Below are 21,671 nucleotides of genomic sequence, written 5' to 3'. Positions count from 1 at the left end.
ATAAGCACAATTTTTAGTCAATTTTTGTGCTGTCAAGACTTCAAAAATGCCTATCGACTAGGTATTATGCACGCCCGCTCGACGTTGTCGCCGATCTTTAAACATCCGATTCAGTATTCAGGAACAACATGGCATTTGCTATTGGTTCATATTGCGTTGACAAACCCGTTATTCTTGCCCCTATGGCAGGTGTAACAGATTTGCCTTTTCGCCGTCTTTGCCATGATCAGGGTGCCGGTTTGGTCGTCTCAGAAATGGTGACGTCTGATGTTCGTCTTTGGAACTCAACGAAGAGTCGTCATCGTTTAATTCATGATGCCGAAGTCTCGCCAAGGTCAGTGCAAATTGCTGGCGGAGACCCACTGATGATGGCTGAAGCCGCTCAACAAAATGTTGAGCTTGGCGCACAAATCATCGATATCAACATGGGCTGCCCTGCTAAGAAAGTCTGCAACAAAGCCGCAGGCTCTGCTCTGTTGAAAGATGAAGTGTTGGTTCGAGAAATACTAGAGTCGGTGGTAAATAGTGTGTCCGTTCCTGTGACGTTGAAAATCAGAACAGGATGGAGCCTAGACCAGAAAAATGGTCTCACCATAGCCAAGATGGCAGAAGACATTGGCATTAAAGCATTGGCCGTTCATGGAAGGACTCGTGAATGCAAATTTAAAGGCCAAGTCGAATACGATACCATCGCCGAAATTAAACAACACCTTACCATTCCGGTGTTTGCTAATGGCGATATCAAGGACGCGAAGACCGCAAAGTTTGTGATGGATTATACCAAAGCAGATGGCGTTATGATTGGACGTGCCGCACAAGGACGACCATGGATTTTCCGGGAAATAAATCACTATTTACAAACCAATGAACTGTTAGCGCCTCCTTCTCTTTTAGAAGTGCAACAGTTAGTGATCAGCCATGTGAATGCTCTTCACCAGTTTTATGGTGATTATCTAGGCGTGCGCATTGCACGCAAACATGTTGGCTGGTACCTGCAAACGTTGGCGGACAAAACACAATTTCGCAGCGAATTTAACCGTATTACTAATACGCAAGAACAGCTCGATCAATTGAACGAATTTTTTGTTTGTCATATGGCAAACGAACCTTGTACTTAATAGACAACGATTTCATAGTCTCGGCTGATTTATCCTCATCCGTGGTCTATGCTCAATGCCTATTACTAAATGGTTAGCTTTAAACTAGAAGGTTACTCTGTGGTAGAACAAACTCATACTCAAACGTTTCAAGCTGCTTCTTCAGAGCAGTCACAAACCCTACGTGACAATGTTGAAAAGGCACTGCAAAACTATTTCGCTCACTTGGATGGGCAACCAGTGACTGACTTGTATCAGTTAGTCTTAGCTGAGGTTGAGGCACCTCTGCTAGAGTCTGTCATGAGCTACACAAAAGACAATCAGACAAAGGCGTCAACTATCCTTGGCTTAAACCGAGGTACGTTGCGCAAAAAGTTAAAGCAGTACGGCATGCTTTAACCATTGAAAAAAGGGCGGTTTCGCCCTTTTTTCGTTTTACCTTCCCCTTGTTTATTTATCGTTAATCAATTGCGAGAACCATGATGGCAAATCACACTACTGTTACTCCAATCAAACGAGCTCTAATCAGCGTTTCCGACAAAACAGGCATTGTCGAATTCGCACGCGAACTGACCGCACAGGGCGTCGAAATTCTTTCTACTGGTGGCACTTACCGCCTACTGCTTGAAAACCAAGTAGCGGCAACGGAAGTGTCTGATTACACAGGCTTTCCTGAAATGATGGACGGCCGTGTAAAAACCTTGCACCCGAAAGTACATGGCGGCATCCTTGGTCGTCGTGACATCGACGGCGCAATCATGAAAGAACACGGTATCGACGAAATCGATATGGTGGTCGTTAACCTATACCCATTCGAAGCAACCATCGAACGCCCTGACTGCGATTTGCCAATGGCCATTGAAAACATCGACATCGGCGGCCCTACTATGGTTCGCTCTGCTGCGAAGAACCATAAAGACGTCGCAATCGTTGTTTCTCCAGCAAGCTACGACACACTGCTTGCTTCGCTAAAAGCAGATGGCGGCTTAACCTACGACCAGCGTTTCGACTTGGCCGTTCAAGCCTTTGAACACACGTCTCATTATGATGGCGCTATCGCTAACTTCCTTGGCAAAAAAGTGGCTGGCGGCAGTGAAGATTTCGCTCGCACCTTCAACTTGCAATTCAACAAGCAAGAAGAAATGCGCTACGGTGAAAACCCTCATCAAAAAGCGGCGTTTTATGTAGAAGCCAATCCAAAAGAAGCGTCCATCAGCACCGCGAAGCAAGTTCAAGGTAAAGCCTTGTCTTACAACAACATCGCCGATACAGATGCCGCTCTAGAATGCGTTAAAAGCTTCGACAAGCCAGCCTGTGTTATCGTTAAACACGCCAACCCTTGTGGTGTCGCGACGGCTGAAAATCAGCTGGCAGCGTACGAACTGGCCTTCCAAACTGACCCAACGTCTGCTTTCGGCGGCATCATTGCTTTCAACCAAGAATTAGACGCTGCAACGGCTCAAGCCATTGTTGACCGTCAATTCGTTGAAGTTATTATCGCGCCAAGCGTCAGCCAAGCGGCAGCCGATATCGTTGCAACTAAGCAGAACGTACGCCTGCTAGAATGTGGCCAATGGTCAGCGAACAAACCCGCTGCCCTAGACTACAAACGCGTTAACGGCGGCTTATTGGTTCAAGACCGTGACGACGGTGTCATCACTCTTGATGACCTTAAAATCGTGTCTAAGCGTCAGCCAAGTGAAGCAGAACTAAAAGATCTATTGTTCGCTTGGAAAGTCGCTAAATTTGTTAAGTCTAACGCCATTGTTTACGCGAAAGCAGAACAAACGATCGGTGTGGGCGCTGGCCAAATGAGCCGTGTATACAGTGCAAAAATCGCTGGCATTAAAGCCGCAGATGAAAATCTAGAAGTGGTTGGCTCTGTTATGGCCTCTGATGCTTTCTTCCCATTCCGCGACGGCATTGATGCCGCAGCACAAGCGGGCATCACAGCGGTCATTCAGCCTGGCGGATCTATGCGCGACGCTGAAGTTATTGCGGCTGCCGACGAAGCTGGTATGGCCATGGTCTTCACTGGCATGCGTCATTTCCGTCACTAAAATAGACGTCACTATTTAGCGAATAGCCAGTGGAGCGATCCACTGGTTTACAATAGAAAGGATGAAATAATGAAAGTTCTTATTATTGGTAACGGCGGCCGTGAACATGCTCTTGCATGGAAAACCGCAGAATCAAACGATGTCGAGAAAGTCTTTGTTGCTCCAGGTAACGCTGGCTCAGCAACCGAAAACAAAGTCGAAAACGTTAATATCGGCGTGACTGACATCGCCGATCTTGTTGCCTTTGCAAAAAAAGAAAACATCGACCTGACCATTGTTGGTCCAGAAGCACCGCTTGTTATCGGTGTGGTTGATGCTTTTGAAAAAGAAGGTCTTGCGATCTTCGGCCCAACCGCCGCAGCCGCTCAATTAGAAGGCTCCAAAGCCTTTACTAAAGACTTTTTGGCTCGCCACAACATCCCAACAGCGGCTTACGGCAACTTCACTGAGATCGCACCTGCGGTTGCTTACATCAAGCAACAAGGCGCGCCTATCGTGGTAAAAGCCGATGGCCTAGCCGCTGGTAAAGGCGTGATTCTGGCTCAAACAGAAGCAGAAGCCATCGAAGCCGTTGAAGACATGCTACAAGGCAACTCTTTTGGTGACGCTGGCAGCCGTGTGGTTATCGAAGAGTTCTTAACTGGCGAAGAAGCAAGCTTCATCTGCATGGTTGATGGCGAAACGGTTCTACCAATGGCCACCAGCCAAGACCATAAAGCGCGCGACAATGGCGACTTAGGTCCAAACACTGGCGGCATGGGCGCTTATTCTCCTGCCCCTGTTGTTACGCCTGAAATCCATGATCGCATCATGAACGAAGTGATTATGCCAACCGTGAAAGGCATGAATGCAGAAGGCAATCGCTATCGTGGTTTCTTGTACGCTGGTGTCATGGTTGCCGCGGACGGCACACCAAAAACACTGGAATACAACTGTCGTTTTGGCGACCCTGAAACGCAACCTATTATGATGCGTTTACGTTCCGATCTAGCAAAAATGTGTTTGGCGGCCATTCATGGCGAGCTAGACAGCGTGGAAGCAGATTGGGACCGTCGTGCCAGCCTAGGCGTTGTACTGGCGGCGGGCGGCTACCCTGCTGACTACCCGAAAGGCGACGTAATCTCTGGTTTGGACACAGCACTGCCTGCACACCAAAAAGTCTTCCAAGCGGGCACCGCATTGAAAGATGGCAAGGTCGTTACAAATGGCGGTCGCGTATTGTGTGCCGTTTCTCTTGGTGACACAGTCGCTGAAGCACAAGCAGGCGCGTACGACGTAGTGAAAACACTGTCTTGGGATAAAGCTTATTTCCGTACCGACATTGGCCACCGCGCCATTGCCCGCGAACAGAAATAACCCCAAGCGTTACGAATCCATTACGCAATAAAAAGGCCTCATTTTGAGGCCTTTTTAGTTGGTGAATTCGTTTACTGTTTTATCTGTCGCTCTTTTTTGTCGAGCCACTGTTTAAATGTGCGACCAAGCTCTAGCACAATCAGCCCAAATATCACGCCCGCCACCCAATCCAGCGCAAGCAAAAAGCCCACAACAATCAGCATTCCATAGCCATACATCAAGTTAGTACGTGTTTTTGGCTTGTGTTGGCGAGTGAACCAAGTAATGCACAATAACGCTAAGCCGAACCAAACATAATACTCGACCAAAATTGGATATAGCATTTCATCCCCTATCTAGTTAATAATAATAGCCTTACTTCAAATAGGTTGGGCTAGCTTTTTGTTTTCACGACTAATTCTACTCTTTTTATTGTGCGCAACCAATTACTCATGGGCAGCCAACGACATTGCTTTGATTGATGATAATCACAGCGATTTTAACGTGGCCAAGAGTGCGTACTACATTATTGATGAAACTGGGCAGCTTTCTATCGACACCATTTCATCGGAAGAATATGCCTCGCATTTCTTGCCGGTGAACGACCGTTTTCTACAACTTGGCTTAACCAAAGGCAATATTTGGTTACGAACCGAAGTGGCGATTCGGATCACTAAAAATGAGCCTGTGTTACTCGAGCTGAACGCCCCGCGTTTAGAGTACCTGAATATCTATATACCCAGTCTCTACGGAAACCAAGCTCAGGCCAGATTAGGCGAGGCTCGCCCTTATAGTAATCGACTGATTGAGCACCCCAGCTATCTGTTTCCTATGCCCAGCACCGCACCGCCTGTTTTTACCGTGTATATAAAGCTGTCATCCCATTTACCGGTTAATGTACGCATTCATCTTAAAACCCTCTCACAGGTCTCTCTCGACTCCCAAATAGACTTTTCTTTTACCGGGTTACTGATGGGAATTTTGTTAATCCTGTTCTTGAGCAATATATTTTTCTACATCAAAAGCTCTCACCCAATGTACATATTGTACAGCCTACTATTGCTCGGAATTGCCTTATTGCACCTTGCTTTACATGGTCAGTTGTATCAGTTTTTTCCGAATCAAATCGGCATTCAAGAACGAATCTATAATTTTGCCGCGCTCTCCTGTGGCGTTGCCATTACTTTTTTCTCACGGCTATATTTAGACACCAAGTCGTATTTTCCTACACTAGACAAGGCAATGATTGCTCTGGGTGTCACCAACGCATTGGGGACTATTTTATTCACTGTGTCGCCTCAGCTCATCAACATTTTCTTTTTGTCGTTGATGACATTTTTCACCTTGTTTGCGCTCACCACATTGGCCATGTACGCGTTCTTTAAAGACACGCCGTTTTCTGGCTATTATTTGATTGCCCGCCTCGTTCTCTTCATTGGTTATTTTATTTGGACCATGTCAGCTTATGGCATTCTTCCAAGCCCGACCGTGTATGAATGGGGATTGACCATTGCCATTATTATCGAGGCCATGATTCATTTTACCGGCATGATTGCGCAGCTAAACCCATTGCTCAGAAATCACGCCAGATTGACTCGTCACTCACAAGCCAAGCTCTTTGACCTGCTCTCGGACCTCTCTAGCCGCTTACGTCGCCAATTGAATGTAATCGATGGCAGTTTTACACAAATAGAAAAAGCCATTAAAAACGAGCGCAACAAACCCTTGGTACATAACGGCCAAGTTGCCAATAACAACCTACAAAAACTGGCGGAGCGCCTTGATTACTACATCAGTGCGGAGCAAAACCACAGTCACGTATTGGCTGAGCAATCGTTGCCTCTGTTTCTAACAACGATTATCGACGAAGCCTACAACACCTTCCAACAGCTAGACCAAGACAACGCCAGCATCGAATTCGTCGTGAAAAACATTCATCACGTTGAACTCCTGCACGACGCCGAGCTTATTCAGCACCTTATTGAAACCATGCTTTTGGAGCTCAAATACTTCACCGATCAAACACTAACCTTAGAAATCACTCGCCATGAGCTAAACCGTGAAGGCATTACTACTCTTGAGATACGCTGCTCCCCACTACCAACTCGTGTCTCCACCCATGATAGCTCAGTGGATTTAGGCATGAGTTACATCATGCTGTTAATCGAGCAACTCAATGGCAGCATAAAAACCATCCAGCAGGGACAATTTCGCGCCTTAAGCATCTACATCCCAATCCACTCCCATGTCAGACACATGAATTTGGAGCATGAAGAAGAGGTGTACTACGACCTAGTGCTTTTCGGGCAACATGATAAAGACCTGCAGCAAGCCTTTAATATTCTGCAAGCAAAACCCTATAGCATTGAACATTTCTCCCAGCTCGATGAGCTGCTAGCGTCCTTGGAAAAACCCGACACCCGACGCAACGGCAGTGTTATTTTAGTGTTTGATAATGGCGGTCATATTCCACACATCACCTACCAAAAACTCCGTCCGCTGATGAGACCAGAAGACCAATGCCTACTGATTACAAATAATGTTAAAATGTCGCGCGATTACGCAAAGACCATTGGCTTTGATGAGTTATTAACCTGCAGCGAACTAGAACCAGAGCTGCTACAGCAATTGTTACGCCTAACTCGCAAAGGTGAGAGGTTAAGAACCACTTTATTGCCTCGAATCAAACCTTTGCTCAATGAGCCTTGAGAAACCCACAAACGCCTTAAATAATAGAAACAAAGGGAATAATATGGACTGTCTATTTTGTAAATTAGTCAAAGGCGAGATACCTGCCACTATTTTGTACCAAGACGATGATGTCATTGCCTTTGAAGACATAATGCCTCAAGCACCGACGCACTTTTTGGTGATTCCTAAGCGCCATATTAGTACGTTAAACGACTTGACCGATGCCGATGCTCCCATCGTAGGAAAGCTCCCCATCGTGGCCACAAAAGTCGCCAAAGAAAAAGGCATCAGCGATGCAGGCTATCGCGTAACAATGAACTGCAATGAGATGGGTGGCCAAACGGTTTACCACATTCATATGCACGTCCTAGGTGGCCGCGCCATGACCTGGCCACCAGGTTAACGACAGGAGGTTAGATGTTTTCTTTTCTAGATAGAACGGTGTTGCAATTTGATCGCGCCCTACAAACATTGGTCCCCCATGCTGCCCGTGCCATGCGAGTATCACCGGCCGACAACGAGGAAGAAGCACCACTAAGCGCAGCCGAACGCAAACATTCGATTGGCTTAATGCGCATTAATCACACTGGCGAAGTCTGTGCACAAGCGCTGTACGCAGGCCAAGCCAGCACAGCAAAATTGGATGCCGTCAGAGAAGAAATGGAACACGCGGCAGAAGAGGAAGTGGATCATTTGGTTTGGTGTGAAAAACGACTCTATAGCCTAGGCAGCCGCCCAAGTATTTTAAACCCGCTGTTTTATGGTGCGTCTTTTAGCATTGGGGCCGGTGCCGGCCTGATCAGCGACCGCTTAAGCTTAGGCTTTGTGGCCGCCACAGAAGACCAGGTGTGCCTGCATTTGGACAAACACATGGAGGCGTTACCGGCTCAAGACGCCAAGAGCAAAGCCATTTTGACACAAATGCGCATTGACGAAGCCAAACACAAGCAGGCGGCATTAGCGTCAGGTGGTTATGTTTTTCCTAAACCGATTATGGCCATCATGACCCAGGTTTCAAAAGTCATGACAACCTCTACTTACAGGATTTGATTATGAACCGTGACCTTCACTCCATTAGACGCGATTATCAATTTGAAGACCTACTCGAAGACAGCGCGGGCGACAACCCTTTCGCTTTCTTCGACCAGTGGCTTGCTTTCGCCATTGATGAAGGCGTCGATGATCCAACCGCCATGATGATCAGCACAGTCGATGCCCAAGGCCAGCCCCACGCCCGCATCGTATTGCTAAAAGATCGAAATGAGTCAGGTTTTACCTTTTTCACCAACTACGACAGCGACAAGGGTCAACAGCTTGCACACAACAACAAAGCTTGTTTGACCTTCTTCTGGCCGACACTATCGAGACAAATTCGCATTGAAGGCGAAGTAGAAAAAGTCGCTCGTGAAGTGTCTGAGACCTATTTCTCTAGCCGCCCTCGAGGCAGTCAACTGGCCGCTCGCACGTCAAAACAAAGCGCCATTATTAAAAATAGAGAAGCCTTGCAAAAAGCCTTTAAAGCAGAAGACGATGCTTTCTTAAACCAAAAAGTAGCTTGCCCAGAAAACTGGGGCGGATACACATTGAAACCGACTTTCATTGAGTTTTGGCAAGGCCGCCCTAGCCGACTCCACGATCGACTCTGCTTCAATAAAACTGGCGACCAGTGGACACTTGTGCGCAAAGCGCCATAGTTCAGTACAAAGTGATTAAAATAAGAGGAGTCGAAAGGTTAAACTTATGCGCTCCTCTTTTACTTTTCTTCTTTTCGGCAAACTATGCTGCCACAGCACCTGAGTAGATGGCGCCATCACCAACCAACTTTCGTTCGCCAACCACCGCTCATGCTTCACCTTGTGATTGCCTTTTAATCGAAACAAAAACGTCCTTTCTGCCCCTAGACTTAGCATAGTCACCACTGGCGCTGGCCCAAGCGTTGCTTCGCTGTCGGAATGCCAGCCCATATAATCATCGCCATCCTGATACCAATTGAGCAACACAGAGTTAAACCCTTGACCTGACAAACGCTCCGCTTCTTGTTTCGTACTCAACAACCAGTCAGGCCACCCTTGCCCATAGTGGTCTTTGCCTGAATAACGATAACAAAGGCCATGATCCCCCAAGAAAGCGACTTTTCGAGGCACACTGACCTCACGGCCAAACAGAACGAGCCGTTCTTGCTCCCACGCTAAACGCGTTTTAAGGCAAGGCAGCAGATCAGGAAATCTTGAGCTCGAATTTGAGTATCGGTATGATGGCCGACGTCTCTTTGTCATATTTCCTTTGGACCCCAATGTCAGCTGATCCTGGTACGTTAAAGATTTCACGTAGTACATTCCTTGATGCGTATCGAGGTTTTGCGGTTTTGCTTATGATGATCTTTCATCTTTGCTGGGATTTAGGCAATTTTGGCTTTATCTCATTCTCTTTTGCAGACCCGTTTTGGATCGACTTTAGACGTGTCATAGTCACGTTATTTCTGACCGCCGTTGGCTGGTCTGCGTACCTATCTAATCGCCAACGACTCAGGTTGATTATTTGGCCACGTGACGCCAAAGTACTGCTGGCCGCGGTGCTGATTTCCCTTGGAACCTATCTGGCACTACCGAATAACTGGGTGTTCTTTGGCATTTTACACTTTATTTTTCTAGCCACTTTTTTGGTACGGCCGTTAAGTCGCCGCCCTATTCTATCAGCCTTAATCGGCAGTGCTATCCTTGTCATCTACAGTGAAACCTCTTGGTTGCATTTCCCTAATGCGCTTCCTACCATCGTACATTACTTAAATTTGCCCCACCAAACACTGGACATTCTTTTTCCATTGCCGTGGATTGGGGTGGTTCTCATTGGTCCCTTGCTTGGTTATCTAAATTGGCACAAGTGCACCATTCCAAACCACTTTTTGGTTCGCGCATTGAGTGCCATGGGACGCTTTGCCTTACCTATCTATCTGTTGCATCAGTTAATTTTATTTGCTTTGGTGGCCCTCGCCAAAATAGTGCTAAGCCATTAACCCTGTTCGATGTTTGGGCAAGAAAAAAGGCTATTTTTTTTTCGTAAAAATAGTTAAAAAAAGGCAAAAAGCATATTGCCTCCCACCAAGTTTCCGCTTCCTAAGGCGAACCTAGTTAGTAGACACTTACAGCAAGCAACAGCCCTCAAGTTGGAGCAATTATCAAGTCTTGATTTTAAAAAAAAAGAGCACTATTGTTCGCACAGTCAGGTGATAAAAACACTATATGTAGTGTTCTAACAAGCAAGCTAACACTAGATACAGTAAACACCTCTTAAATCACAGAATGCACTAATGGGAAGTTAAGGCATGAGCACTCTCACAGTTACTAAGCGTAACGGGCAGACCGAAAACATCAATCTTGAGAAGATTCATAAAGTCATTACATGGGCCGCTGATGGCTTAGACAATGTCTCCGTTTCCCAAGTCGAATTAAAAGCCCAAATTCAGTTCTTTGAAGGGATTCGAACCACTGATATTCACGAAACTTTGATCAAATCGGCGGCGGATCTAATCTCGGAAAACACCCCAGATTACCAATATCTTGCAGCGCGTCTTGCTATCTTCCATTTGCGTAAAAAAGCATTCGGCGATTTTGAGCCACCGCATCTTTATGATCATGTACAAAACCTTGTTGAGCAAAAACGTTACGATGAGAATCTGTTAAAAGATTATTCTAAAGAAGATTTTGAGCAACTAAACAGCTTCATTGATCACTCTCGTGACATGGACTTCTCTTACGCTGCCGTTAAGCAACTAGAAGGGAAATACCTCGTTCAAAACCGTGTAACTGGTCAAATCTTCGAAAGCCCACAGTTTATTTATATTCTGGTCGCTGCGTGTTTGTTTGCAGGCTACGATAAGAGTGAGCGTTTGTTATTGATCAAACGTTTTTACGACGCGGTTTCTAAGTTCAAAATCTCGCTACCAACACCGATCATGTCTGGCATCCGTACGCCAACACGTCAGTTTAGTAGCTGTGTCTTGATCGAATGTGGCGACTCGCTGGATTCTATCAACGCAACCTCTAGCGCCATCGTTAAGTACGTCAGTCAACGTGCTGGTATTGGTGTGAACGCTGGTGCCATTCGCGCTTTGGGTAGCCCAATCCGTGGTGGTGAAGCTTTCCATACAGGCTGTATCCCATTCTACAAACACTTCCAGACAGCGGTAAAAAGCTGTTCACAAGGTGGTGTACGTGGTGGTGCTGCGACTGTTTTCTACCCTATCTGGCATCTAGAAGTAGAAAGCCTGTTGGTATTGAAAAACAACCGTGGTGTGGAAGAAAACCGTGTTCGTCACCTAGATTACGGCGTTCAGTTTAACCGTTTGATGTACCAACGCTTGATCAAAGGCGGCAACATCACCTTGTTCAGCCCATCCGATGTGCCTGGTCTATACGATGCCTTCTTTGCTGACCAAGAAGAGTTTGACCGTCTATACGTTCAATACGAACAAGATGAGTCCATTCGCAAGCAAACCATTAAAGCGTCTGAACTCTTTACCTTGTTTGCTTCTGAGCGTGCAAGCACTGGTCGTATCTATCTACAAAACGTGGACCACTGTAATACGCACAGCCCGTTTGACCCAGCCGTTGCGCCGGTTAAACAAAGTAACTTGTGCCTAGAAATCGCGCTACCGACAAAACCATTAAATCGCATCGACGATCCAGAAGGCGAAATCGCCCTTTGTACTCTGTCTGCCTTTAACCTTGGCGCGTTGGACAACCTTGATGAACTAGAAGAGCTGTCTGAACTGATCGTTCGCGCATTAGACGCTTTGCTTGATTACCAAAACTACCCAATCCCAGCCGCACAACGTGCGACTGAACTGCGCCGTACTTTGGGTGTGGGTGTGATCAACTACGCATACTACCTTGCGAAAAATGGTGTGCGTTACTCGGATGGCAGTGCCAACGAATTGACTCACAAAACCTTCGAAGCGATTCAGTATTACCTACTAAAAGCTTCGAATAAGTTGGCGAAAGAATTCGGCCCTTGCTTGGCGTTCAACGAAACGACCTACGCAAAAGGCATTTTGCCAATCGATTCTTACAAAAAAGAAATCGATAACATCGTTTCTCCTGAGCTTTACTACGATTGGGAAACATTGCGTAGCGACATAGTGACGCACGGTTTGCGTAACTCAACACTCACGGCGCTGATGCCTTCTGAAACCTCGTCTCAGATCAGCAACGCAACCAATGGCATTGAGCCACCACGTGGTTTTGTCTCTGTGAAAGCCAGCAAAGACGGTATCCTGAAACAAGTGGTACCTGAGTTTGATCGCCTAAAAGAGCAATATGAGCTACTATGGACCATCCCTTCAAACGATGGTTACTTGCAGCTTGTGGGTATTATGCAGAAGTTTGTCGACCAAGCGATTTCAGCAAACACAAACTACGATCCACAGAAATTTGAGTCTCAAAAAGTGCCAATGAAGGTAATCCTGAAAGACCTTCTAACCGCTTACAAACTGGGTGTTAAAACGCTTTATTACCATAACACCCGTGACGGCGCGGACGATCAGCAAGACGATATTGATGACTGTGCTGGTGGTGCTTGTAAAATTTAGGTCTGATATTTGTCTTACAGACCCTGCGTTATTGGTAAACTAATACCGTTGAAATAGCGCAGACACGAGCCCCATCCTAGATGGGGCTTAGTTGTGTAAAGCGAAACAGAAAATTAATCACTCTCTAAGGCCTTCCTCTCTAGAATGCCTGACGAATTTAAGGAATCCCCTGAGCAATGAGTTACTCGACTTTTAACCGCAAGCAATTCGATAGTATGAAAGAACCTATGTTCTTTGGTGAAAATGTCAATGTTGCTCGCTACGACCAGCAAAAACACCCTATTTTTGAAAAGCTGATTGAAAAACAATTGTCTTTCTTTTGGCGCCCAGAAGAAGTGGATCTTTCTAGCGATCGCAAAGATTTCCAACGATTGGCAGAGCATGAACAACACATCTTTTTGAGCAACCTGAAATACCAAACCTTGCTAGACAGTGTGCAAGGCCGCTCACCGAATGTCGCGTTATTACCGATTGTTTCTCTACCTGAATTAGAAACTTGGATTGAAACATGGTCTTTCAGTGAGACCATCCACAGCCGTTCTTACACTCATATTATTCGTAATATCGTCAATGATCCGACCGTCATTTTTGACGACATTACCGTCAACACGGAAATCACCAAACGCGCAGACAGCGTCTCTGTCTACTACGACCGTTTAATTGAAATGGTGAGTTTGTACAACACGCTAGGCATGGGCACGCACCATATTCCAGGCAAAGGCAATGTTGAGATCTCAATGCCGACGCTTAAAAAAGCCCTCTATCTAACCATTGCGTCGGTAAACGTTTTAGAAGCCATTCGTTTCTACGTGAGCTTCGCGTGTAGCTTTGCGTTTGCCGAACGCACACTCATGGAAGGCAACGCTAAGATCATCAAACTGATCGCTCGCGATGAAGCCCTTCACCTAACGGGCACTCAGCACATGCTGAACCTAATGGCATCAGGCAAAGATGACCCAGAAATGGCTGTTATTGCAGCAGAATGCCAAGAAGAAGTTCGCAACATCTTCATAGAAGCCGCCGAGCAAGAAAAAGAATGGGCAAGCTACCTCTTTAAAGATGGTTCAATGATTGGTTTGAATGCACAAATTCTTGGTCAATATGTTGAATACATTACCAATGTGCGCATGCAGGCAGTGGGTCTAGACGCTTGCTTCGGTACTAAGCACAACCCAATTCCTTGGATCAATGCTTGGTTAGTCAGTGACAACGTACAAGTGGCGCCACAAGAAGCGGAAATCAGCTCTTACTTGGTAGGTCAAACAGACAATAACTTAGACGATTCAGACTTCGATGACTTCGACCTCTAAACAAGGTACGCCGTCTAAAGACCAAGTCCATCGAGTGTTATTGGGCAAGCAGCAGTTTCTCGTCACTGAAGACGAGCCTTTGCTCCCTCAGCTTGAAAGAGCCGGTATTCACATAGAATATCAATGCCGCGAAGGTTACTGCTCATCTTGCTCAATCAAACTCTTATGGGGTCAGGTGGAATACCCATTTGAGCCCCTCGCTTGGGTTCACAGTGGCTACATGCTTGCCTGCTGTGCAATCGTAAAAAGCGACATTGAAATCGCGTTTTTCCACGAATAACCCCCCATAAATAAAGATATTCTGGCCATTGCATTGTCAATGGCCAGCCCTTCATCGCACTCCCCCTAGAGCAAGGCACACATAGCGCCTAAGACAAAGTCCGGTAACCTGCGTAGAGACGAGTTGCTGTCGTTACCCAACACGCTGCCCCAAATACATAAGCCAACACTGAAAAGTAACTAGGTAGCAGACAAATAAGCACCAAGAACAAGATTGTCTCTGTGCCTTCTGTTAAGCCTCCTAAAAAATAAAGCGACTTGCGACCATAGTCTAAACGCTCGATATTGCGTTTTTCCGCCATGATAGCAAAGGCTAAAAAGCTGCTTCCCGTGCCCATAAACGCAAAAATCAAAAAGCTGGCGGCCAAGGCATTTTCAGCAGGGTTCATCAACGCGAAACCAAACACCACCGCGGAATAAAAAATAAAATCCAACGTAATGTCTAAATAACCACCCAAATCGGTTGGTCCTTGAATACGCGCCACCGCGCCATCCAATCCATCCATCGCGCGATTGAACACAATCAACAACAGCGCCACAAAGGTCATCTCAAAATAGAGGGCTGGCAAGACTAAAATGCCAAACAGAAAACCGACCACGGTAATGCCATTGGCCGTGACGCCGAGTGCATCCAAGCCTTGCGCTAAGCGGGCTAATGGTTGTTTTAAATTTCGAATAAAAAAGGTATCTAACATGAAAAAAAGTGCCTTGTTTGAATGGAAGCGAACAGTCTAAAGACTTGTTACAATAGGTTAAATTCGATGTTGAACAATAAGGTTATTATGATACACGCAAAACAATACGGTGAATCTGGCCCTGCCCTTGTCATCATTCATGGCCTTTTTGGCAACGCAGACAACTGGCACTCTATCGCGCAATCTCTTGCTGAACACTTTACTGTGTATTGCTTAGATTTGCCCAATCATGGTAAGTCCTCTGCGTTAGAAGAAGCCAGCTACCCTAAAATGGCCAGCGCTATTCTAGCGTGGGCCAATTCAACTCAGCTGTCCTCCTTCTCTCTTCTCGGACACTCAATGGGCGGAAAAGTTGCCATGCAGATGGCCGCCATGGCCAAGCCAAACCAAGTGACAAAGCTGATTATCGCAGACATTTCCCCTGTGGATTATCAGCCAGGCCACACCGACATATTCAAAGGCCTAAAAGCCATTGACCAAGCAGACCTTCAATCGCGCAAACAAGCCGACACCTTATTGAGCCAATTCGAACCAAGCCTGCCTATTAGACAGTTCTTACTGAAAAATCTTACAAAAACAGACAAAGGTTTAAGTTTGGTACTCTCTCTCGATAACATCGCCAACAGTTACGCCACGATTCTACAAAAACCAGAGATTACTACGCCCATCGATACGCCAACGCTGTTTATCAAAGGGGAAAAGTCGAACTACATAGTGGCCGATTACCAAAGCGCCATCATGGCACTCTTTCCTAACGCAGAATTCAAAATGATCCCAGACACAGGCCATTGGTTGCACGCCGAAAAACCCGCCGTATTTACGGGTTTGGTAAAACGTTTTTTAAGCAAATAACCGCCCATAAAACGCCCTGTTCTCAGGGCGTTTTAATAAGCGCAATAAAGGTGGTTTGTGTTAGCGACTAGGAGCGGCCTTAATCAGGTCATCGTCATGAAGATGTGTCCATTTGCCTTTCGGCTTATCGAGATATTGAAAGTGCTCATTGGTAAAAGCCCCTTGAATACAAACATAACCTCTTGGCAAACTCGCGACGACTTCTCCCTTTAACACGTCATTCCATACAGTCGGCCCAGTGGTGTTATAAACGCCTTTCTTTTTCAATATTCGATAACGATTAATGTTGGAGACAATTTTATCGATAGCACATTGGTAGTGATGATTGTTCGGTGTGGCCGCTAAAAAGAAATTGGTGAACTCTGTATTGTTCTTCTTAAACTTAATATACAAGGCATCGTGATCTTCTTTTAGCGTTTGGCTAAGCGGCCACACAAGTGATGCGTCTATGTCCATGTACACACCACCATTGACGTATAAGTTCACGGCTCGCCACAGATCCGCCTGCGCAGCGCCGTCATTGAGTTTTAAATAGGCTCGGTACACTTCAACAGGAGCCTGCTCTTTCATAAACCTCTCCCGCGCCTCTGTACTGACATAACGGTAATCGTAATCCAGCGACATCATACGATTAAAAAGGTAGTTCACATAGACGGGTAAGGTACAGCGATTGGAATAATTAGTCTGCCAAATAACCTTAGGAATAGCGGATCGGTTATGAGTGGTAATCTTGGCTTTAGAGTAGTCAGGGAGGGTAAAACGCAGGTTAGGAAAAATAAAATGGAACGGATAAGAGAATATTTTCACCAGATTACCGCACAAACGAATACTGCGATTAGCGACCATTTTGAAGGAATTATTCATTAGATGATGTACCTATGTCAGTCGTGCTAAACATGGGCATTCTGTGTCAACCCACACTTTATATGGTCGATTAACACAGAGTATCAATACCCGCTTAACAACATAGGTAACACGGTTTTCTTACAGATTAATGAAAAGTCCATAAGCGAGAATCTAGATAAAATCGCTTAAGACTGTCGCAGCCTTGCAGCTCTTCGCACATTCACTTACTTTTGGCGCGATATTCATCCGCGTAATACGTGCCTAACAGTCGAATTTCTTCTGAGAAAAAACGCAATTCCTCCAACGCACTTTGCATCGCAGGGTCTTGAAAATGCGCTTCCACATCGACGTAAAACTGAGTCGCCGTAAAATGCCCATTCACCATGTAACTTTCCAATTTCAACATGTTAATGCCGTTCGTCGCAAAGCCACCCATGGCTTTATACAGTGCCGCCGGAATATTTCGCACACGAAACATAAAAGAAGTGATGTAAGTCTGTTGCGCTTCAAAAACCGGCATTTTCTGCTGCTTCGCAAACACCAAAAAACGCGTCGTGTTGCCTTGAGTGTCATTAAAGTAGGTTTTTAGTATATTTAGCCCGTACAACTCAGCGGCCAGCTCTGAGGAAATAACCGCTAAGTCTGCTTCCTCTTGTTCGGCAATGTGCTTTGCCGCACCGGCGGTGTCGTACATGGCAAGATTTTTCGCCCCCAATGCTTTGATATTGCTATCACATTGCGCCAGTGCTTGCGGGTGGCTACCAATCCGTTTTACCTGCTCCAACGTCATCCCATGACGTGCCATTAAACAATGATTGACCGGTTCAAAGTGCTCTTTCACCACATACAACTGAGTGCGCCTCAGCTCACGATAAATTTCTTCTACTCGGCCTGCGGTGGAATTCTCGACGGGGATCATGGCGTAATACGCACTGCCCTGCTCGACCATTTGCAAGGCGTCTGCAAAGGTGGCACAGTTAACGCTCTTCCAGTTCGGGAATGTTTGTTTACAGGCTAGATGAGAGTAAGCGCCCGGCTCGCCTTGATAGGCCACAACCTGAGTCGCATCAAAATGAGTAATCTGTTCTGACATGGTATATTCGTTTTTATGTGAGTAGGAACCACCACTAGACCGCGTTTTAAAAGACAAAGCAACCTTATGATAAAAACCCTATTTATTAAGTTGATAAGAGGCTATCAGTTCATTATCAGCCCCCTGCTTGGCAATAATTGCCGATTCTACCCAAGTTGCTCTCGTTATATGATCGAAGCCATTGAACGCTTCGGCATCATAAAAGGCGTTTACCTAGGAGTAAGAAGATTGGCCAAATGCCACCCGTGGCATGAAGGTGGTATGGACCCTGTGCCTCCTTGTGCTCACTGCCAAGAAGAGCAAGACAAAAAGTAGTGTTACGGGTGACCGATCTGTAATTTCAAATCACTGGCCACCAGCACCGCTTGCGTACGATTATTAATCTCAAGCTTACGGAAGATCGCTGTTATGTGCGCTTTCACCGTCGCTTCAGAAATCGACAATTCATAGGCGATTTGTTTATTCAACAACCCTTCATGAAGATAACAAAGCACCTTGTATTGCTGCGGCGTTAACTCCGCCACTCGATGCTGCATGCTCAAATCAGGTTTTGGTTGATCTTGTAATTCAGATTCTAGATAGTCAGGAAGCCAAATGTCTCCCGCTAAAATGGCGTTAATGGCATTGCTATAAAGAACCGGTTCACTGGTCTTAGGAATAAAGCCCAGCGCCCCCGCTTCGATGACTTTTGCCACCATGCTCACATCATCACTGCCAGAAATCACAGCAACAGGAATATCAGGAAAGTCGGTGCGAATTCGAATAAGCCCGAATAAATCACCACTGCCGGGCATGTTTAAGTCCAAAAGAAGCAGATCCACATCCTCCATTTGCCGTAAACAGCGCAATGTCGAATCCAGATCATAAGCTTCTTCAATGGAAATACCTTTCATTTCTGCCCGCAATGCGCTGCTTAGTGCACTGCGAAACAGAGGATGATCATCTGCAATAATAAGTGAAATCACTAACGACTCTTTTTTTAAGTGTTATTAAGATTTCATATTTAAACGGTTATCGATCAAATCATCAACCACACTTGGATCCGCCAAGGTACTTGTGTCACCTAATTGGTCCTGTTCATTGGCCGCAATCTTACGCAAAATACGACGCATGATCTTACCTGAGCGGGTTTTTGGCAGCCCTTTGGTCGCCCATTGAATGAGGTCTGGTGTCGCAATTGGACCAATTTCTTTGCGTACAAACTGTTTTAATTCTTTCATCAGCTCATCGCTTGGCTCAATCCCATCCACCAAAGCCACATACACATAAATGCCTTGGCCTTTAATATCGTGTGGGTAACCAACGATGGCCGCTTCTGCGACAGAAGGGTGTGCAACTAACGCGCTTTCAATTTCGGCCGTACCCAAACGGTGTCCAGACACGTTTAATACATCGTCCATTCGACCGGTTATCCAGTAATGACCGTCTTCGTCTCGAGACGCCCCATCACCGGTAAAATACATGCCATCAAACGTACTAAAATAGGTTTGCTCAAAACGTTCATGGTCACCATAAACGGTGCGCGCTTGGCCAGGCCAAGAATCGGTAATGACCAAACCACCATCGACTCTGACACCTTGAGCGTCTAACAGAACACCTTGTGCGTCCACTAATGCAGGCTGCACCCCAAATAAAGGCCCAGTACAAGAACCAGGTTTGATGTCGGTTTGAACGATACGTGGCGTCATCATCATGCCACCGGTTTCGGTTTGCCACCAAGTATCCACCACAGGGCAAGATGAACGACCAATTTCTGTGTAGTACCAAGACCAAGCTTCTGGGTTAATCGGCTCACCCACACTCCCCAGAATACGCAGAGAGTCTCGTTTACTAGAACGGGTGGCTTCATCGCCTTTTGACATTAACGCTCGGATCGCTGTCGGTGCCGTATAGAGAATAGACACATTGAATTTATCAACCACACGGCCAATACGGCCAGAATCTGGGTAAGTCGGTACGCCTTCAAACAAAATGCTTGTCGCCGCGTTGGCCAAAGGTCCGTACACAATGTAGCTGTGTCCAGTGATCCAGCCGACATCCGCTGCACACCAATAAACATCATCGGGTTTAAGGTCAAACACCAATTCGTGGGTCATTGAGGCATACACCAAATAACCACCGGTTGTATGAACGACCCCTTTCGGTTTGCCTGTTGACCCTGAGGTATAAAGAATAAACAAAGGGTCTTCTGCGTTCATCGGCTCAACAGGGCATTCGGTGCTTTCGTTTGCCACTTCCACCGCCCAATCCAGATCTCGGCCTTCAAACCAAGGCACATCTTTATTGGTGTGACGATAGGCGATGACTTTTTCTACTGATGGGCAGGCGTTGTTTTCTAGCGCCATGTCGACGTTGTGTTTTAAAGGAATAGTATTGCCCGCGCGGCGACCTTCATCCGCTGTAATGACCACTTTTACTTCACAATCATTTAAACGGTCGGCAATGGCGTGGGCAGAAAAGCCACCAAAAATAACGGAGTGAATCGCACCAATACGAGCACACGCTAGCATGCTGTATACGGCTTGTGGGATCATCGGCATATAGATAGCGACACGATCGCCTTTCTCTACACCTTGACGTTTTAACACATTGGCTAAACGGCCGACTTCATCGTGTAGCGTTTGGTAGGTAATGGCCGTTTTTTCTGAATTTTCTTCATCGCTTTCAAGGTAATACGCAACTTTATCAGCGTGCTTTGCTAAATGGCGATCAATACAGTTGTGGGCAACATTTAGCGTGCCATCCTCAAACCATTTTATGCTGACATTACCACGTTCGAACGAGGTGTTTTTCACCTTACTGTAAGGGGCGATCCAATCTAAACGCTGTCCTTCTTTCGCCCAAAAAGCCTCTGGGTTGTCGATGGATTCTTGGTAACGCTTTTCGAATTCTGCCTGGCTGACAGTGGCATTGTTGGCCACTTCTTTAGCAGTATCACTGTATAATGACGTCATAACTCGCTCCATTTTTAAAGTTGTTTTAAGGATGCTTAAGCTACTATAGCTTGCTGAATTCTATGATCTATTCCACTTTAGTCTTAGCAATGCTTATTTCATTCGCCCAGCTCTGACAAAAAAAGGCAAGCTCACTTGCTTCTTATGGGAAGGGTCCGTCCATACGGAGCGCAGCATTTGATTCGCTTCCACCAAGAAGTCATCGCCTTGATCTTGAATACGCAATTGGGCCGCGGTCCAAGAACGAATAAAGTCCATGGTTTGAGAAACAGACCAATTACAATATAAATCAAATTGAGGCACTTCAATCGCCTCAAAGGGGAAATGGATGTCTTTGTATTGATTCCACAGTAAGCGACTTTTGACAGGCCAGTAAGAAGATAACAAGGGCAATACATGCTCAGAAATCACCAAATCTTCTGGCTCCCCCAAGGTAAACCAGTTGTACCCCCAACACACAAACAAACCGCCAGGTTTGAGAACCCGTTGCACTTCTTGCCAAAACAAATCCAAATCAAACCAATGCAAGGCATGCCCAATGCAAACCGCATCGAAATAGTTATCAGGGTATTCGGTCTTTTCAGAAGGAAAAACGCGGTAGTTTACTTTTCTGTGGGGGGTGGCCTCAGCGATTTGCGACTCACTAATGTCTGATGCTTCTACTTTGTCAAAATACGCAGCCAAATCAATAGAGGCTTGGCCGGTTCCGCAAGCGGCATCCCATACTACCCCTGCGCTGCTGACTTGCTGAGAAAGCCAATAATACAGCTCGGCAGGGTAGGTCGGTCGTGCTCGCGAATAAATGCTTGAAGATTGCCCATCAAAAGAACGCATAAGAAATACCCTATTCAAATTATTTTGCTATCTCGACG

22 protein-coding genes are annotated in these 21,671 nt (G+C 46.1%); 14 read left to right on the top strand and 8 right to left on the bottom strand.

Annotated features, from left to right (window positions below):
• The first annotated feature begins 128 nt into the window (after positions 1-128).
• The 4 genes from dusB (at position 129) to purD (ending at position 4,513) form a co-directional block, all read left to right on the top strand.
• The gene (gene dusB / locus E0D71_RS09005; RefSeq protein ID WP_133002974.1) at positions 129-1,118 is read left to right on the top strand and encodes a tRNA dihydrouridine synthase DusB; all 990 of its coding nucleotides are present in this window, start codon (positions 129-131) and stop codon (positions 1,116-1,118) included.
• Between the two features lie 69 nt (positions 1,119-1,187).
• On the top strand, positions 1,188-1,496 hold the full coding sequence (gene fis, locus E0D71_RS09000) for a DNA-binding transcriptional regulator Fis (protein WP_243712003.1): 309 nt from the start codon (positions 1,188-1,190) through the stop codon (positions 1,494-1,496).
• A gap of 83 nt (positions 1,497-1,579) precedes the next feature.
• Positions 1,580-3,157 carry a bifunctional phosphoribosylaminoimidazolecarboxamide formyltransferase/IMP cyclohydrolase gene (purH, locus tag E0D71_RS08995; protein WP_133003343.1) on the top strand — a complete coding sequence of 526 codons (1,578 nt, stop codon included), beginning with the start codon at positions 1,580-1,582 and terminating at the stop codon, positions 3,155-3,157.
• Positions 3,158-3,226: 69 nt separating this feature from the next.
• Positions 3,227-4,513 carry a phosphoribosylamine--glycine ligase gene (purD, locus tag E0D71_RS08990; protein WP_133002973.1) on the top strand — a complete coding sequence of 429 codons (1,287 nt, stop codon included), beginning with the start codon at positions 3,227-3,229 and terminating at the stop codon, positions 4,511-4,513.
• A gap of 71 nt (positions 4,514-4,584) precedes the next feature.
• Here the strand turns inward: purD and E0D71_RS08985 are convergent, their stop codons facing one another.
• Entirely contained in the window at positions 4,585-4,836 is a 252-nt protein-coding gene (locus E0D71_RS08985) for a hypothetical protein (protein ID WP_133002972.1), read from the bottom strand.
• A 58-nt stretch (positions 4,837-4,894) separates the two neighbouring features.
• On the opposite strand from E0D71_RS08985, the gene E0D71_RS08980 reads away from it, so the two are divergent.
• From E0D71_RS08980 to pdxH, 4 genes are read left to right on the top strand one after another with little or no spacing between them, the layout of a single operon-like run.
• Complete coding sequence (locus E0D71_RS08980) at positions 4,895-7,201, top strand: 7TM diverse intracellular signaling domain-containing protein (RefSeq protein WP_133002971.1); 2,307 nt, start codon at positions 4,895-4,897, stop codon at positions 7,199-7,201.
• Positions 7,202-7,244: 43 nt separating this feature from the next.
• Positions 7,245-7,586, top strand: coding sequence for a histidine triad nucleotide-binding protein (locus E0D71_RS08975; RefSeq protein ID WP_133002970.1), 342 nt, complete (start codon positions 7,245-7,247; stop codon positions 7,584-7,586).
• Between the two features lie 14 nt (positions 7,587-7,600).
• On the top strand, positions 7,601-8,233 hold the full coding sequence (gene coq7, locus E0D71_RS08970; RefSeq protein ID WP_133002969.1) for a 2-polyprenyl-3-methyl-6-methoxy-1,4-benzoquinone monooxygenase: 633 nt from the start codon (positions 7,601-7,603) through the stop codon (positions 8,231-8,233).
• Between the two features lie 2 nt (positions 8,234-8,235).
• On the top strand, positions 8,236-8,877 hold the full coding sequence (gene pdxH / locus E0D71_RS08965) for a pyridoxamine 5'-phosphate oxidase (protein ID WP_133002968.1): 642 nt from the start codon (positions 8,236-8,238) through the stop codon (positions 8,875-8,877).
• Between the two features lie 15 nt (positions 8,878-8,892).
• Here the strand turns inward: pdxH and E0D71_RS08960 are convergent, their stop codons facing one another.
• Positions 8,893-9,459, bottom strand: a complete 567-nt coding sequence (locus E0D71_RS08960; protein WP_133002967.1) for an alpha-ketoglutarate-dependent dioxygenase AlkB — start codon at positions 9,457-9,459, stop codon at positions 8,893-8,895.
• On the opposite strand from E0D71_RS08960, the gene E0D71_RS08955 reads away from it, so the two are divergent.
• The 4 genes from E0D71_RS08955 (at position 9,411) to yfaE (ending at position 14,360) form a co-directional block, all read left to right on the top strand.
• The gene (locus tag E0D71_RS08955; RefSeq protein ID WP_243712001.1) at positions 9,411-10,196 is read left to right on the top strand and encodes a heparan-alpha-glucosaminide N-acetyltransferase; all 786 of its coding nucleotides are present in this window, start codon (positions 9,411-9,413) and stop codon (positions 10,194-10,196) included. The genes E0D71_RS08960 and E0D71_RS08955 overlap by 49 nt on opposite strands.
• Positions 10,197-10,505: 309 nt before the next feature.
• A complete protein-coding gene (gene nrdA, locus E0D71_RS08950; protein WP_133002965.1) occupies positions 10,506-12,770 on the top strand; it encodes a class 1a ribonucleoside-diphosphate reductase subunit alpha in 2,265 nt (754 codons plus the stop codon).
• A 176-nt stretch (positions 12,771-12,946) separates the two neighbouring features.
• The gene (nrdB, locus tag E0D71_RS08945) at positions 12,947-14,080 is read left to right on the top strand and encodes a class Ia ribonucleoside-diphosphate reductase subunit beta (RefSeq protein WP_133002964.1); all 1,134 of its coding nucleotides are present in this window, start codon (positions 12,947-12,949) and stop codon (positions 14,078-14,080) included.
• Positions 14,064-14,360, top strand: a complete 297-nt coding sequence (yfaE, locus tag E0D71_RS08940; RefSeq protein ID WP_133002963.1) for a class I ribonucleotide reductase maintenance protein YfaE — start codon at positions 14,064-14,066, stop codon at positions 14,358-14,360. The genes nrdB and yfaE overlap by 17 nt, the downstream gene beginning before the upstream one ends.
• Before the next feature lie 88 nt (positions 14,361-14,448).
• On the opposite strand, the gene E0D71_RS08935 is transcribed toward yfaE, so the two are convergent.
• Entirely contained in the window at positions 14,449-15,054 is a 606-nt protein-coding gene (locus tag E0D71_RS08935) for a CDP-alcohol phosphatidyltransferase family protein (protein ID WP_133002962.1), read from the bottom strand.
• A gap of 66 nt (positions 15,055-15,120) precedes the next feature.
• Between E0D71_RS08935 and E0D71_RS08930 the strand changes: the two genes are divergently transcribed.
• A complete protein-coding gene (locus E0D71_RS08930; RefSeq protein WP_243712000.1) occupies positions 15,121-15,906 on the top strand; it encodes an alpha/beta fold hydrolase in 786 nt (261 codons plus the stop codon).
• A gap of 60 nt (positions 15,907-15,966) precedes the next feature.
• Here the strand turns inward: E0D71_RS08930 and E0D71_RS08925 are convergent, their stop codons facing one another.
• Together E0D71_RS08925 and E0D71_RS08920 are read right to left on the bottom strand one after the other, a co-directional pair.
• Positions 15,967-16,770 (bottom strand): glycosyltransferase, encoded by an 804-nt coding sequence (locus tag E0D71_RS08925; protein ID WP_133002961.1) that lies wholly within the window; start codon positions 16,768-16,770, stop codon positions 15,967-15,969.
• A 202-nt stretch (positions 16,771-16,972) separates the two neighbouring features.
• Positions 16,973-17,845, bottom strand: coding sequence for a prephenate dehydratase (locus E0D71_RS08920; protein WP_133002960.1), 873 nt, complete (start codon positions 17,843-17,845; stop codon positions 16,973-16,975).
• 66 nt (positions 17,846-17,911) lie between these two features.
• Here E0D71_RS08920 and yidD point away from each other — a divergent pair, with 66 nt between their 5' ends.
• Positions 17,912-18,160, top strand: a complete 249-nt coding sequence (gene yidD / locus E0D71_RS08915; RefSeq protein ID WP_133002959.1) for a membrane protein insertion efficiency factor YidD — start codon at positions 17,912-17,914, stop codon at positions 18,158-18,160.
• Between the two features lie 2 nt (positions 18,161-18,162).
• Here the strand turns inward: yidD and E0D71_RS08910 are convergent, their stop codons facing one another.
• The 3 genes from E0D71_RS08910 to E0D71_RS08900 form a co-directional block, all read right to left on the bottom strand.
• Positions 18,163-18,810, bottom strand: a complete 648-nt coding sequence (locus tag E0D71_RS08910; protein ID WP_133002958.1) for a response regulator transcription factor — start codon at positions 18,808-18,810, stop codon at positions 18,163-18,165.
• A 24-nt stretch (positions 18,811-18,834) separates the two neighbouring features.
• Positions 18,835-20,799, bottom strand: a complete 1,965-nt coding sequence (gene acs, locus E0D71_RS08905) for an acetate--CoA ligase (protein ID WP_133002957.1) — start codon at positions 20,797-20,799, stop codon at positions 18,835-18,837.
• A gap of 93 nt (positions 20,800-20,892) precedes the next feature.
• Positions 20,893-21,633, bottom strand: a complete 741-nt coding sequence (locus tag E0D71_RS08900; RefSeq protein WP_133002956.1) for a class I SAM-dependent methyltransferase — start codon at positions 21,631-21,633, stop codon at positions 20,893-20,895.
• Positions 21,634-21,671 lie beyond the last annotated feature (38 nt).

The organism is Marinomonas sp. KMM3893, assembly GCF_004352855.1.
GTDB lineage: Bacteria > Pseudomonadota > Gammaproteobacteria > Pseudomonadales > Marinomonadaceae > Marinomonas > Marinomonas arenicola.
This window is presented reverse-complemented; position numbering and strand designations above follow the sequence as displayed.